The 14364-nt window shown below is 51.7% G+C and carries 11 protein-coding genes and 1 riboswitch; of the genes, 4 read left to right on the top strand and 7 right to left on the bottom strand.

The features are described 5' to 3' along the window. Nucleotides 1–29 precede the first annotated feature (29 nt). Nucleotides 30–168: riboswitch (cobalamin riboswitch) on the bottom strand. Nucleotides 169–439: 271 nt separating this feature from the next. From PQG83_RS02940 to PQG83_RS02930, 3 genes are all read right to left on the bottom strand, one after another. Beyond that, nucleotides 440–1366: a YihY/virulence factor BrkB family protein gene (locus PQG83_RS02940; RefSeq protein ID WP_312746630.1), complete on the bottom strand. Its 927-nt coding sequence runs from the start codon at nucleotides 1364–1366 to the stop codon at nucleotides 440–442. A gap of 71 nt (nucleotides 1367–1437) precedes the next feature. Next, nucleotides 1438–3000, bottom strand: a complete 1563-nt coding sequence (locus PQG83_RS02935) for a cobyric acid synthase (protein WP_312746628.1) — start codon at nucleotides 2998–3000, stop codon at nucleotides 1438–1440. A gap of 96 nt (nucleotides 3001–3096) precedes the next feature. Beyond that, complete coding sequence (locus tag PQG83_RS02930) at nucleotides 3097–4488, bottom strand: hypothetical protein (RefSeq protein ID WP_312746626.1); 1392 nt, start codon at nucleotides 4486–4488, stop codon at nucleotides 3097–3099. A gap of 152 nt (nucleotides 4489–4640) precedes the next feature. On the opposite strand from PQG83_RS02930, the gene PQG83_RS02925 reads away from it, so the two are divergent. The 4 genes from PQG83_RS02925 to PQG83_RS02910 all read left to right on the top strand — a co-directional run bounded on the left by PQG83_RS02925 (nucleotide 4641) and on the right by PQG83_RS02910 (nucleotide 8668). Then, nucleotides 4641–5516 carry a transporter substrate-binding domain-containing protein gene (locus PQG83_RS02925; RefSeq protein WP_312746624.1) on the top strand — a complete coding sequence of 292 codons (876 nt, stop codon included), beginning with the start codon at nucleotides 4641–4643 and terminating at the stop codon, nucleotides 5514–5516. Beyond that, nucleotides 5486–5920, top strand: coding sequence for a hypothetical protein (locus PQG83_RS02920; RefSeq protein WP_312746622.1), 435 nt, complete (start codon nucleotides 5486–5488; stop codon nucleotides 5918–5920). Before PQG83_RS02925 ends, PQG83_RS02920 begins: the two co-directional genes overlap by 31 nt. 72 nt (nucleotides 5921–5992) lie before the next feature. Beyond that, complete coding sequence (locus tag PQG83_RS02915) at nucleotides 5993–7435, top strand: amidohydrolase family protein (RefSeq protein ID WP_312746619.1); 1443 nt, start codon at nucleotides 5993–5995, stop codon at nucleotides 7433–7435. 789 nt (nucleotides 7436–8224) lie between these two features. Further along, the gene (locus PQG83_RS02910; protein WP_312746617.1) at nucleotides 8225–8668 is read left to right on the top strand and encodes a hypothetical protein; all 444 of its coding nucleotides are present in this window, start codon (nucleotides 8225–8227) and stop codon (nucleotides 8666–8668) included. A gap of 64 nt (nucleotides 8669–8732) precedes the next feature. On the opposite strand, the gene PQG83_RS02905 is transcribed toward PQG83_RS02910, so the two are convergent. The 4 genes from PQG83_RS02905 to PQG83_RS02890 all read right to left on the bottom strand — a co-directional run bounded on the left by PQG83_RS02905 (nucleotide 8733) and on the right by PQG83_RS02890 (nucleotide 14345). Then, entirely contained in the window at nucleotides 8733–9170 is a 438-nt protein-coding gene (locus tag PQG83_RS02905) for a DUF5069 domain-containing protein (protein WP_312746616.1), read from the bottom strand. A 309-nt stretch (nucleotides 9171–9479) separates the two neighbouring features. After that, nucleotides 9480–11684 carry a B12-binding domain-containing radical SAM protein gene (locus tag PQG83_RS02900; protein WP_312746614.1) on the bottom strand — a complete coding sequence of 735 codons (2205 nt, stop codon included), beginning with the start codon at nucleotides 11682–11684 and terminating at the stop codon, nucleotides 9480–9482. 195 nt (nucleotides 11685–11879) lie between these two features. After that, on the bottom strand, nucleotides 11880–12881 hold the full coding sequence (locus PQG83_RS02895) for an alpha-E domain-containing protein (protein ID WP_312746611.1): 1002 nt from the start codon (nucleotides 12879–12881) through the stop codon (nucleotides 11880–11882). Nucleotides 12882–12884: 3 nt separating this feature from the next. Then, entirely contained in the window at nucleotides 12885–14345 is a 1461-nt protein-coding gene (locus PQG83_RS02890) for a circularly permuted type 2 ATP-grasp protein (protein ID WP_312746609.1), read from the bottom strand. Nucleotides 14346–14364 lie beyond the last annotated feature (19 nt).

The following is a 14364-nucleotide window of genomic DNA, read 5'->3' as shown; positions in this document are numbered from 1 at the left end:
CGAGGGAACATTGGTCTTGGAACGAATGAGGTATTCTGGCTCCTGAGTGAGTAACCTACTATCCGCGCCTTCCCATCCGAATATCACGACCAGATTCGGACAGTGGCTTTCGCGGGGTTCGTCCTCAGTTACAGCGGCGGGACCGCGCGGGAATTGCACCCGCTTCCCATCATTCATTCCGCATATGTTTTGGGAGAATGTAGGAGGGACGGAGCCGCTTTGTCAAGAAATCGCATTGCAGGAATTGTCGACCTGCATAGGGTTGCCTTTTTGAACAATCCCCAAACCGGCATTTGCAATCCACCCAGACCTATAGGAAGCTCCCGAACTCAACCGGCTCCTGAAAAGGTGATTCCCTTTCAGCTCACCAGTGATGACGCCTCGCCCTGCGCATTATGGATCAAGCGGTGGTGGATACAAAGACGCACAGATTCACAGGTCAGGTTTCTGACGAAACAGATTCATCCATGGTGTCAGGACGTTGGAGGATGAAGTTAAGCTCTCCTCCTATCAAAAGAGTCAAACCACAGACATACAGCCACATCATGAGGATAATCACTCCGGTAATGGGTCCATAGACCGCGTTGTAATTAATGAAATTCTCCACATAAAATTTCAGCCCCAGGGAGAGGATAATCCAGAGAAAAACCGCAAGCATGGAGCCCGGCTTTATCCACTGCCATTCATGATCGCTGTTCGGCGCCCAATAATAGACCAGGTTAATAGCCATCAGCATAAGCAACACAATGATCGGCCACTGCAACAGGGGCCAGCCTAGCGTTGACCACCACTCCAAGCCCGTCACTGCCGTTACCCATTGACTTACCTCTTCACCGGCCAGGATCAAGATTAACGAGGTGATAAAAAACACCGCAGCTCCTAGCGTCAGCAGGACGGCAGTCATCCCGGCTTTCCAAATCGGTCGGGTTTCTTTTACCCCATAAACCGCATTTAAGGTATTAATAATCGCCATCATTCCCCAGGAAGCCGCCCACAGTGAACCGAGAAGACTCAGGGAAAAAAGTCCCCCCCCACTGCCCTGAATCATCTGTTCGACGTAGCGTTCAACGAGAACCAAGGATTCTGCGGGAAGCACTTCCCGGGCGTATGGCATGACATTGGGCACAACCACCTGTCTGGGTAACATGCCAATGAGCGCCGTCACTCCCAGCATGGCGGGAAATAGCGCTAACAAAAAATAAAATCCCAGTTGTGCCGCCCGTCCGAACACATCGTCATCCCATGAGGCGGCCCACACCTCTTTCGTCAATGCCCACCAACTCCCAGGCCTTCTGGGCCAAGCCGATTTATGGTTGCCCGGCCCCGGCTCATCAAGTTTCCATAAAAATTTTTGATCGGACTTCATCGGTCTGTTTTATACCCCATAGCCGGGTATAATCTGAGTAGGACAGGCTTTTAACAAATTTCCACACCTCTTCATTTCGATGTACGGGGCCGGTCTGGAGAAGAATTGTCTAACCCCAATGCCGAAAAAATGACATTCACATCAAGATGAGCCTCTAGATGGTCAGCCCAACGATTCAATGCCTGTGACATTCGCTGTGAAACCTTCTCTGAAATTTCTACGCCAAGGGGCGCGAGACCCTTGCGAACCCGCACCCGATTCAACCATTGACGACGAAATTCCGGTTGGTCAAAGACCCCATGAATGTAGGTCCCCCAGACGCGCCCGTCCAGACTCATCGCTCCATCGACCCTTGATTCTGGCTCATCACCAGAATGTGGCACCTGACCCGTAAGAATCCGGAAGCAGGATGAAATGGGATTCACAGTCCTCGTGTCACCCATATGAATTTCATACCCCTCAATCACATATTCATGCCCCCAGGACTCCGGTAAGGAGCGGGCACGGACTTGCACGGTTGTTTTGTGAGCGAGCAATTTAGTCTCGACCTCCAGCAACCCTAATCCTTTCGTCGAACCGCCGGTTTCCACATGCTGTGGATCCGTGATCTCCTTGCCTAGCATCTGAAATCCACCACAGACACCCATCATCTCGTTTCCACGTTGGACATGCGCCATAAGCGCCTCTTCGAATCCAACCTTGCGGAGATATACCAAATCGGCAATCGTCGTTTTGCTTCCCGGCAGAATAACAGCATCCGCTCCATGAAGCTCTTGGGGTGACGCCACGAAGCGAAGTGCCACATCCGGTTCCGCAGCCACCTGATTGAAATCCGTAAAGTTACTCATATGAGGCAGCAACACCACTGCGATATTGACGGTATCTGCTTCGAAAGGCGTCTTTCGCAATCGATCAATATCCACGCTGTCCTCTTGATCCAATTCCAGATTGCGCAGATACGGCAATACGCCTAACACCGGGACGCCCGTACGTTCTTCTATGATGATGACACCATCTTCGAACAACGTCAGATCCCCTCGAAATTTATTAATGACAACCCCGATCACCCGCTGCCGTTCTTCCGACGCTAATAAATCCATTGTCCCGATGACCTGCGCAAACACGCCCCCCCGATCGATATCCGCCACCAACACCACTGCCGCATCGGCCATCTCGACCATCGGCCAGTTCACAATATCGCGATCCCGCAGATTCATTTCTGCGGCACTCCCCGCCCCTTCAATCACCATCACGTCATACTGCTTGGACAGCCGGTCATAACTCCCCTTCACAAATTCAAATAAATTGGATTTCCGCTCGAAAAAGTCCCGGGCATTCTCACTCCGCCACACTTGCCCTTGAACAATCACTTGAGATTTCGCGTCGGCTTCCGGCTTCAGCAAAATCGGATTCATGTCCACATGCGGAGCCAACCCACAAGCCTGAGCCTGAAGCACTTGAGCCCGTCCCATCTCTCCTCCATTCGTCGTGACAAAGGAATTCAGGGACATATTTTGTGCTTTAAACGGCGCCACGCTGACTCCAGCCCGATGCAATAATCGGCACAAGCCGGCCGTGACCAGACTTTTTCCGACATCGGAGCCTGTACCCAATATTGCTAAGGCCCGCTTCATGTATGCCCTCTTCTTCTGACTAAGTACAACCACGTCCTTTAAGTGTGCCGCATGGTATAGAACACCGCTCGGGACAACGTTGCTCCATCACCTTACTCAGTTAATTCTCCCGGAACGTTCCGGAGTAATTGCCGCCGCCCAATTGCCGGAGTCAGGAGACGTCAGATAAGCCGTTCCGCCGCCTTGAATATGTTGTTCGGGTCCCCATGCACCTGTGGCAATTTCGATCCAACGGACCACCAGCGGCTCTGTTGTGCTGGACACATCGATTTGCACTTCACCCACAACGGGCAGGTAGAGGACGAAGGCCTGGCCCTTGTCGGCAGCCAGATACGCGTGATTCGGCTGGTGGTCTATGAGCAGATCGTTTGCGGGCTCCACGGTCCACAATGGTATCTGCGACTCCAACTTTCTCGCCCCACGAATACTGGCCACCGCCTTGTCATTGAGTCCCAATCCTGCCGTGGGACGATGGAAACGAATGGATGCGGCACCGGCCAACAGATTCCGCCAGAAGCGTTCGATCCCGTCCTGGTCGTTGCCGAATCGGTTACCGGTGGCACCATAGGTCTTGGTCGTATTGATAGGTCTCGGATGTTTGGCCAGGTAATGCCGCGTACGGAGAAATTGGTCCCAATGCTTTTGTCCGCTCTGGTGATTGTTCTGCGAGACGTCGACGAAATCGTATATCTCCGGATAATCGAACGTTCGCCTATGGATCTCGGCCGTAATATCCTTATTCTCCCACATCTCGGTGACAAAGATCCTTTTGTTTTCCTTGTCCGCGCGATGTTTGAGGTAGGTCGCCCAGTAACGGCTCCATTCTTCCTCGCCATTTGTTTCGTTGTCCATGCAATAAAGAACATGACCATATGGCAGGGTATATTCCAACATTTTATCGACAAATCGTTGTTGGTACCGCAAAACCACACGATTGTTTCGCTGCCTTGGCGTCGTAAAGAAAAACGGTTGTTTGTTTTGATGAGGCGTTTCGGAATAACGGTCCGCCAATCCGGATTCTTCGGCTGTGTAATTGATATTATTCCGCGAGTTGTACGGCTGAATGTGCCAGGTGTCGCCCATGTAGTCAAAAGGGTCCCAAATCTCGATTTGCACGATGATGCCGCGGTTGGCCGATTCTTTCAGCATCCGGTCGAAGCGTGCCCAGTACTCGTCATTCCACTGCTCTAAATCATACCGGCCATCGTGCATCTGTTTAAACGGGAAGACTTCAAAACCCCGATCCTGTCGACTGCTCATTGTATTCCGGATGACATTGCCACCAGCGGCCTCCAGCCGATCAAGCTGAGCAAGAAGATCTTTTTCCGGCCATTGAAATAGACTGTCGTCATCACTTCCCCCTAACAGCAACACCGGTTCTCCGTGATCACTCCAATACCAGGGATTTTTGGTCCACGGTTGCAACACAGGCTCGGCCGATACGACACTGACGCAAAAAATTATCACCAGCAAAAAAATCCAACTCATCGAACTTCTACATTTCATATGCCCCTCCCGCCACCATGACTCTTTCTGTGCTTTGGTTCCCATTCGACTGCAATTGGCCTACTTTCAGGGATGGAAGCCCTATGGTACAGTGACTTCTTTCATAAACGCGAATCACAACCATGGCGGTCATAATGCACACACACCAACGGTCTTTTGGCACCCTACTGAATTGTTTCGCAGCAGTCCTCTACTGGTCTCTGGTCGCTCTGGCAGCAGCCCGGGCTGAGCTCCCCGCAAAATCCCCATCAAGTACGTCGCCCGACAGCCAACCCGGCACCCTGCAACATGTGATTGAAAGTAAGAGATTACGGGTGGGTGTCTCGTTATTTCCCCCCTGGACCCTCAGAGACCGCAATGACCAATTAACGGGCTTTGAAATTGATATCGCCCGTCAATTAGCCAAAGACCTCGGAGTCCAAGCAGAGTTTCATGTCTTCGAATGGCAGAATATTGTGCCGGCTCTTCTAGATCGGAAGATCGATATTATTACGGCCGGCATGGTCATTACCCCGCAACGTGCCCTGAAAGTCAACTTCAGCGATCCCTATGATTCTGCCGGGATCGGACTGGTCACCAATATTCCGTTAACGAAAAGCTTTCGTGGCCCCCAGGACCTGAATCAACCGGAGGTCGTCATCACCGCCGTCACCGGAACCGTGGCGGAAGATCTTGCCCGTCGGGTATTTCCAAAAGCCACCATTAGAACCTTTGCCTCCAGTCAGGATGCCATACAGGCCCTTACAAGCGGAAAGGTACATGGCTACGTCGAGCACGAGCCCATTACGACATTTGTGGCCCTGGAACATCCCAAAACTGTGGATGAACCATTATCGAAACCGTTGCTCGAGACCAAGACAGGGTTTGCGGTTAACAAAGGCGACCCCGACTTCATTCACTTTCTCAACGCGTGGATTATCAGCCATAACGCCGATACCTGGTTGGACTCCGCTCACAAATACTGGTTCGAAGGAGTCGAGTGGAGAAAGCAGGTGGGCACGAAGCCATGACGAGCGCAGAACGGCTTCTTGTTGAGGGACAGCCCTCTTTCTCTTTTGGGTTGATGGGCATGCTTCTCCTCCTTCCGGCACTGCTCGCAGCGGCTGCCCTTGAACAATCCGGCACCCAGCTATCGCTCCCGGATGAAGACTCGTACCGATCTCCTCTCTCGGAAAACCTCCTCGAATCCAACCGATGGAGGATTCCACAAGAAGAGAAACGGGATTGGCGATTACCACCTCCCCCTCCTCCCGTTGGCTGGCGAACCCCACAATCCGCGGAATCGAAAACATCCCCCTCCCGACGAACCATTGAACTGTTCCCTCGATACCAGCCAGGGAATTCATCCGACTATGATATGATCGAACGGGAGGAAAAACCGTTGATTAAAATGTTTGAATTCGGGTCGAAATAGTTCGGCACCCCCGCCCCCATTCATCTCTTCGATGTTTGCCCTTGGCACCATAAAACAGGCAGAATTGACCATATGAAGCATCGACCCACTCTCCGCATTCAGCAAGGATACACCTCGGCCTCACCCCTTCCCACGCAGGTCGTCGCCAGCGAAGAATTTCTTCCGCCCTCACAATCCGTCAAACAAAGCCAGGTCGAGTGGCTGATCCACCAAAGCAGCAAACGGCTGAGCAGCCGTCTCGGCATGAACCGGCGTGATTTCCTCAAAACCACCGGTGGAATGGCACTGGCTTTTTTGGCCATGAATCAGGTGTTTGGAAAATTCTTCGATGTGCTTGACGTTGAAGCGGCGGAACCCCAAGCGGTTCAGGCACGCAAAGGGAACATTCCGTTCATCTTCGATGTGCAAACACACTACGTCAGCTCCTCCTTCAACCAGCCGGGTTGGAAAGAAGGACTTCTGAGCCTGCGACGGCGGGCAAAAGAGATGGGCCTGAATCCCAAGCTCTCCGGCGATCGTGGAACGATCGAAGACCTGAGCCTGGAAAACTACATCAAAGAAGTGTTTCTGGACAGCGACACTTCAATCGGGCTCATCAGTACTCCGCCTGGGCCCTATCCATGGGAAGCCGTCGTCCCGCCTAAAGAAATGACGCACATCCGTGATGAAATTAACCGCCTCACCGCTTCCCAACGCATGCTCGCCCATGGGCTGGTCATGCCCCAGTTAGGCAAGGTCGACCTTGATTACATGGATCAGCAGGCGGAGACATTCAAGGTCGATGCCTGGAAATGTTATACCGGCTCGCCGCCGAAAGGCTTCGAGCACGGCTGGTGGCTGAACGATGAAAAGATCGCCTATCCCATGCTGGAAAAAGCGCAGGCCCTCAACATCACCAACGTTTGCGCGCACAAAGGTCTGCCGCTCGGCCCGGTGCCCGATTACAACCATCCACGCGACATCCTCCAGGCCGCAAAAGATTTCTCCAAATTGAATTTTCTGATCTACCATTCCGGATTTCTAGGCATACCTCGCATCAATCTTGAAGAAGCCAAAAAAGGTGAGATTCCCTGGACCAGCGAATTTTGCCGTTTAAAACATAAGCAACAAAAACTCAACAATGTGTATATGGAAATGGGCTCGACATTTGGTCAACTCGTCATCACCGAACCCGTCGTCTGCGCCCACCTGCTTGGACAGATTCTTTTGGCATTCGGAGAAGATCATCTTCTCTGGGGAACGGATTCAATTTGGTATGGCACGCCTCAATGGCAGATCGAAGCCTTCCGGCGGTTTCAAATTCCTGAAGAACTCCAGGAAAAGTTCCACTACCCTGCCTTGAACAAGGATCTCAAAGCGAAAGTCTTCGGGCTCAATGCGGCTAAACTGTTTAAGGTAGAAGTCGAAGCCAAACGGAAGGACGTCCCCAAGGACTATCTCAGCCACATCAAAATGGCCTACATGGAAGAAGGCCCATCCCCCAGCCACCATGCATATGGATGGGTGGCTACCTAATCGTCAGGCTTTTTTTCAATTTTCAGACTAGCCGTTAGGTGGCCGGTCCCCTCACAAGCAACATCTTTGATGTTTGGGACCGTGGGAAATATTAAACCAACGTGGGACCTCATTGAACGCCAAATCACAAAGGGTGTCCTAAAAAACTTCCAAAACCGTCTGACTTTATTGAAGCGTTGAACCGGCAATATTTGAGACGCGCCTTTATTTTTAGAATCTGAGGAGCTTTTAGATGCTTTGGGAAAAGGCCAAGACACACACTGAGTGCTTTCATTTTACAAGATCCCCCTCAAGGAGTATGAAGTGGATTTTTGGCTGGCAAAGAGGATCAATGTCCCCATGTCTCCAAACTAAAAACGCGCCCGCGTTCAATAACACCACACCCAAATACTTTAGGTCTTGATGACTGCGCCAAAGTTGGATTCCCGACCCACTATCTTTTGAACTCTTTCCTAACCCACATCCGTCGTTCGTCGTGGTCAATAAGTTCAACCCAGGTTGCCATTTCAAAAGGCTGACCCACTGAAACCACGACCTTTTTTGAGGACCTAAAGCTTAAAGCCATTATAGACTTTCCTGAACTATTCATTTTTCGAATTGCAGGCGAGCATCATCGGGATTCATGCCCTCTTCCATCACTAATCCAAAGTTTTGAATCCCTGTTCCTCAAAAACAGTCCAAGCCCAGTTCAGGTCAAACTCGAAATCCGGGCATTTGTGAATCGTCCCTGCTTATGATTAAATTAAACAGTCGGGAATGTCATCCTTCCTCTCACCTGTGAGGTAACCCATGGCGACACGACGGTTCTCTCGGATTTCCACTCTCCTCCTGAGCTTTGCCGCATGCCTGGGGTTGGGCTTGACGGTTGGCATTGTTCAGGCACAGCTCGAAACTGAACCTCATCCGCTGGACACCTTCATAAAAGGGATCACCAATTTTTCTCAACCCACGGGTATCCGGGGCACGGTGCGATATATTGAAAAGGACCGGCAGACACTCTGGTTGAATTGGGAACAACGATCGGATGAAAGACCGTTGTTTGACTCAGGATGGAAGCTCGTCCCCGGGGATGCCACCTTAGCTGTCCAACCCCGGGATTCCGAGCAATGGGAAAAACTGTCAACCCTTTCAAAAGGGCTGCCTCTGGAACTGATCGTCCAGGACGACGGCAAAGGTCACCGCCATATTCTCTCCTACGAGGATATTTCCGGTCCGCCGAAAATTCCCCTGTAGATCTTGGGTTTCCACACCTACGGGGCACCCAATGCCCCCATGAAAACCCGATGCAGTTATCCGGCTACATCCGGCCTTCGTCGTGTTCGATGAGACTGAACCACGTGGTGATATGGGAAAGGGACTCCACCGACACACCACGTTTTTTCGCCAGACCGGCTTTATACTCGTCGAAGGCTTTCTGCGCCATTGGAGCTTTCGGGCCGAATGTCAGCACCATGTCATTCCATTCGGCTTTTTCCGCATCGCTCAGGCTTTTCCCGTTAGATTTCACCCAGTCGGCAATCTCTGCGTCCGTCCCGCCTTGCAGCACACGCTTTTCAAAATCCTCTCCTTTGATTTCCAATTTATCCAACAAATATTTATCGAAGCCGACGGTGAGATAATTGTAATCTTGAATTTGTCCGGCATGCCGCATCCGGACTTTGTCGATAAACCGTCCGAGATGGCAAAGCCCGCCGACTTGTTCTTTTGGACTGCGTGGATATTGTGCTGTGGTCATGATGCCTCCTTATAATATTAGTGCTTAGACATAGTCTACCGAAATGCGTATTGAACTGGTTATACCTTGTGAAAGGGACGAAACGAAAGAGCCAATGATTTTCGTCTTGTGACCACCCGTAGCTAACAATCGACATCTAGTCCCGTCTTTGTGTGAAGCTAGATGCTTCGCCCGACTCAGAGGCTGGCACCCGCCTCAGTTATCTGTTTGTCATCCTGAGAGAATCGAAGGATCTGTTTCCAGCGCGACTGACAATTACCTATCGCCATCACTTTCTTATTAAGGAAATTTTAATTGGGCGCCGGGAACCTACACCAACAGCAGGCCGACGGCTCTGGCTTTGTGGGCAGAAGCGGACTGCCACCACTTATCAAAACCCTTTGGTCCGCCAAACGGAAAGCCCGCCCGAACTTCTTTATAAATAGGATACCGATGTCCCCCCGCTTGATGCACCGGCACGGCACGTTCGATCAGATTCAGAAACCATTCCCCTTGGCCTCGCTTCAGCCTCACTTCTTCATCTGTTGTTCGATTCGGCAAAATGATTTTGTATTGCTCGCCATTTCCTCGATCAACATCCGGCTGCCCGCCGATCCAGACGAATTTCCGCTCTAACCTGGAATGATCTTCCCGCTCTTCGCTTTCCAAGATCTGCTTGACCCAGGTGCGTTTTACCTTTGGTTTCGGGACGCGTTCCGGAAACCATTCACGAACATCCCGGGTCAATTCCAACCCTTCCTTGTAATGCCATAGAGCCGCTCTCAGACCTTCCCCGATCCATTCCGGCATTGATGCCAGGTCATCCACATGAACCAGATCATTTTCCGCAAACCCTCCAAATCCCGGTCCAATGAGGTGAATACCATAGGCTTGAGGCTGTAAGCCGATCGGACTATGGGCGGTGGTGGTAAACCGATGCCAGAAGGCCGATTGGATGAGATCATGCGCAAACAATTGGCGCACCCGTTCGAGGCTTTCAATGGTTTCCCCGATCGTCTCACTGGGAAGCCCGTACATGAGATAGGCATGCACCAGAATCTCCGCGTTCCGGCAGGCCTGAACCACCCGAACCGTCTGATCGACGGTGATACCTTTTTTGACCAAGGCTAACAGACGATCACACGCCGCTTCCAAACCGGCGCTCAAGGCAATGCAGCCGGAGGCGGCGAGCAGACGGCAGAGGTCGGGGGTAAATGCCGGTTCAAACCGGACGTTTCCCCACCAGGAAATGGTGACCTCCCGTTCGAGCAGAGATAGCGCAAGATTTTTTAATCCCACCGGCGGAGCGGCCTCATCCACGAAGTGAAACCCACAACATCCCGTTTCGGCGATCAGGGCTTCGATTCGATCCACCAACACTTCGCCCGGTGAGACTTCATACCGGCCGATGTAATCCAGCCCCACATCGCAGAACGTACATTGTTTCCAGTAACACCCGTGCGCCACCGTCAATTTATTCCAATGTCCATCGGACCAGAGCCGATGCATGGGATTCAATGTATCAAGCACGGAAATATACTGATTGAGAGGCAATCCCTCGTACGTCGGGGTTCCCACTTCGGCCTGCGAAACATCCGGCTCGCTGGCTCCATTCTGCCAGACGACATTCTGCCCTGAACGAAGAAATGTCCGGCACAGATCGGGCTCTCTCCGTTTTCCTTCCAGGTATTCCAACAGACAGAGAAAGGGCCGCTCCCCATCGTCAAGGGTCACGAAATCCACGACTTCAAACAGTCGTGGGTCCCGCACCCGGCGTAACTCCGTATTGGGATACCCTCCCCCAAGCACGACTTTGATCTCCGGCCTTCTGCCCCGCAATTGTTGACCCATCCGAAGAGCGCCATACAGATTGCCTGGAAATGGCACCGAAAACCCGACGACAGCGGGTTGATGCCGGTCCACATGCCCCCAGAGCGCGTCTACCATCCACTCGTCAGTGAGACTCATGGGTTGAGCCAGGGCTTCCTCAAGACGATCATAGGAATTCGCCTGCATGGCCATGGATTCGGCATAGCGACTCAACGCAAAGTGGGGCGTAATGGTGGCCTGAACCAGATCGGCAAGATCTTCAAGATACAAGGTTGCCAGATGCTTAGCCTGGTCGGCTTGATTGGATGCACGATGTCTTCCATGTTGATTTTCTGAACTCATTAAGGAAAAGCGTGGACCTTGGGGAAGGAAGGTGCCCTGACAAATGCGCGAAGCCAAGGTGGGATTTCGACCCTGTAAAAAGCTAATCACCGGATCAATTGTCTCGACATAGGCCCGCTCCAGACTTATCATTTGCCGCGCCTCACCAGGCAGTCCGTCAATGGAAGTCTTCCGGAGTTCGGCAAAGACCCGGCTCAGGCCACCACGGGAGAAAAGGGCCAACACCATTTCAATGCCCACATCAGCCTGATGCGTGCGATACCCTTGGGACCGCAAGAACCCCGTCAAATAGGCCGTGGACGGATACGGCGTATTGAGTTGAGTCAGAGGAGGAATCACCAACAGGATAGATAGATTAGACATGGTATGGTGAGATTCTGGGGGAACAACACGAATACCAATGATTCGCTATTCGCCTATGTATGAGAGTGGCAAGGCCTTGTCAAGGAAACGGAGAAAGCTTACCCCAGTTCGACCTGGACTACAACATAGAACAGAAGAGGCTATCGGGGAATTCTCAAGGGAGATTCGAGATCCTCTCCCCAAGGGAAACTGCTTTTATACGGTTTGAGATTGGGTTTGGGATTGGGTTTGGGATTGAGAAGCGGCGGAATAACCACTCGTGCGAAAAAAGGCCAATGCGATCAGGTTGGAAAGCTGGTCAAAATGCTCAAGGACCTGCGTCAGAAAATGCGATAAGCCTGTAGAATAGACCTCTTGCAGACTGCCGAATTCCAGATCCGCCGCCAAGGCCCCACTTAATCGGATCGCCTGACGGGTTTCAGCCCTTCGACTACTTCCTGCCAAGCGTTCCACGACTTTACTGATTTGCGCCGTCGTATACCGGACCGATCGAGGGAACTTATCATGAAAAAGGAGAAATTCAACGATTCGTTTCGGCACCAACTGTGTGGAATAAAATTTCCGATAGGCCTCGAAGGCACTGGCCGATTTCAACGCGGCTAAACACTGGTGGTATTCGGAAATTCTCCTGGGTTCCGTCGTAGGGTCACTGAGGACAGGAATATCAATGAGTCGAGCGGTCCGTCCACCCCGTTCAATATTCAGCCCCAACCTGTAAAAATTCCATCCCTCATCGTGGACCATCGTGCTGCCGACAACCCCGTCCAACGTGTAGCAGGTATTCCGCACATACCTGAGCAAATCGTGGGTATCCGACCACAGATCAAATTCGGTTTTTCCCTTGAGGCTGAGATAAAAATCATTCATAAAATGCCAGACTTCGCTGGATAACTGATCCTGGATCCCGCGGGCGCTGTTTCTGGCGGCCGCAATAAGATTCGTCAGCGAATTCGGATTGTCCCGGCAAAGCGTAACAAATTCCATAACCGGTCTGGTCTGCACTTCCCCAAAAATTTTGGTAAAGGCTTCCAGCTCACCGGTGTCTTCCAAATATCGAGTCCAAATATTAGCCTGGTCTTCCTGGGTCGCAATCTCCGTCAGCAAATGAAAATGCACATCCACGAACCTGGCCGTATATTCGGCCCGCTCCACCGAGCGCCCGATCCAGAAAAACGATTCTGCCGTCCGGCTTAACATGGTTCATTCATCTCCATAAAGCACCCATGTATCCTTGCTTCCCCCGCCCTGCGAAGAATTCACGACCAGGGAGCCTTCCTTCAAGGCGACACGGGTCAATCCTCCCAACGACAAGGAGATCTCTTCCCCCCACAGCACAAAGGGACGAAGATCGACATGCCTCCCGACCAATCGCATATTCTCTTCTCCATCCACGACACACGGATGATGCGAGAGAGTGACCACCGGCTGGGCAATGTAGCTGCGTGGATCGGTCTCTATTTTCTTCCGAAACTCCTCCTGTTCGGCCTTGGTCGAGCTGGGTCCCATCAACATCCCATAACCGCCGGATTCCGCCACGGCTTTCACAACCAATGATCCCAGGTGTTCCAATACATACTTTCGATCGTCAGGATTCCCGCACAAATACGTGGGGACATTTTGCAGAATGGGTTTCTCGCTTAAATAGTAGTCGATCATTTTCGGCACAAAGGTATACACCGCTTTATCATCGGCGATCCCGTTCCCGATACCATTGGCCAGGCCCACATTCCCTGCTCGATAGGCCCGGACCAGGCCGGGAACGCCTAACACGGAATCTTTGCGAAACACTTCCGGATCGAGGAAGGTATCATCTACCCGGCGATAAATCACATCAACCTGTTGAAGACCTTGGGTGGTCTTCATATAGACCTTATCATCGGATTCCACCACCAGATCCCGGCCTTCCACCATTTGAATCCCCATCTGTAAGGATAAAAAGCAATGTTCAAAGTAGGCGGAGTTAAACACACCGGGAGTCAGGAGGACGACGGTCGGGTTTTCTTTACTGAGGGGAGCCAGCCACTTGAGATTCTCCAGGAGTTGCGTCGGATATTGATCGACAGGCCGGACTTGCATGTCGGCAAACAGGTTGGGAAACAGTTGCTTCATGACCAGTCGGTTTTCCAGAACGTACGACACGCCGGATGGTGTCCGGAGATTATCCTCCAGGACATAGTATTGGCCTTCATGGTTCCGGACCAAATCAACTCCCGATACATGGATGAACACCTCTTTGGGAGGACAAAACCCCACTAAATCTTTTTGAAAATGCACGGAACTTTCTATGAGCTCCCGAGGCACCACGTGATCGTTCAGAATCCGTTGCTCGCTATATAAGTCCACTAAAAACATATTCAGGGCCATGACGCGCTGGCGGATTCCCTCTTCAATAACTCGCCATTCGAGATCCGGGATAATTCGTGGCATCAGATCAAAAGGAAAAATCTTCTCCGTTTGCTGGAGATCGCCATAGACGGTAAAGGTAATCCCCTGCCGCAAAAACGCCTGATCGGCCTGACGCCGTTTCAACTCCAGATCCTTCGAAGAGAAATTCCGTAACCGTTCGACGAGACGCCGGTAATGACGGCGTGGAACGCCGGCCGACTCGAACATTTCATCGAATCCCGGCTTCATTTGATAGCGGTCAAATAACGATTTCACAACCCTATCCTTTAATCAG

The organism is Candidatus Nitrospira neomarina, from assembly GCF_032051675.1.
GTDB classification, from domain to species: domain Bacteria; phylum Nitrospirota; class Nitrospiria; order Nitrospirales; family UBA8639; genus Nitrospira_E; species Nitrospira_E neomarina.
This window is presented reverse-complemented; position numbering and strand designations above follow the sequence as displayed.

What these genes read in the sequence shown, in the direction of transcription:
- PQG83_RS02930 (WP_312746626.1), bottom strand. Translation starts at nt 4,488, where the DNA reads ATGAGTTGGATTTTTTTGCTGGTGATAATTTTTTGCGTCAGTGTCGTA.
- PQG83_RS02900 (WP_312746614.1), bottom strand. Translation starts at nt 11,684, where the DNA reads ATGTCTAATCTATCTATCCTGTTGGTGATTCCTCCTCTGACTCAACTC.
- PQG83_RS02935 (WP_312746628.1), bottom strand. Translation starts at nt 3,000, where the DNA reads ATGAAGCGGGCCTTAGCAATATTGGGTACAGGCTCCGATGTCGGAAAA.
- PQG83_RS02905 (WP_312746616.1), bottom strand. Translation starts at nt 9,170, where the DNA reads ATGACCACAGCACAATATCCACGCAGTCCAAAAGAACAAGTCGGCGGG.
- PQG83_RS02925 (WP_312746624.1), top strand. Translation starts at nt 4,641, where the DNA reads ATGCACACACACCAACGGTCTTTTGGCACCCTACTGAATTGTTTCGCA.
- PQG83_RS02910 (WP_312746617.1), top strand. Translation starts at nt 8,225, where the DNA reads ATGGCGACACGACGGTTCTCTCGGATTTCCACTCTCCTCCTGAGCTTT.
- PQG83_RS02940 (WP_312746630.1), bottom strand. Translation starts at nt 1,366, where the DNA reads ATGAAGTCCGATCAAAAATTTTTATGGAAACTTGATGAGCCGGGGCCG.
- PQG83_RS02895 (WP_312746611.1), bottom strand. Translation starts at nt 12,881, where the DNA reads ATGTTAAGCCGGACGGCAGAATCGTTTTTCTGGATCGGGCGCTCGGTG.
- PQG83_RS02915 (WP_312746619.1), top strand. Translation starts at nt 5,993, where the DNA reads ATGAAGCATCGACCCACTCTCCGCATTCAGCAAGGATACACCTCGGCC.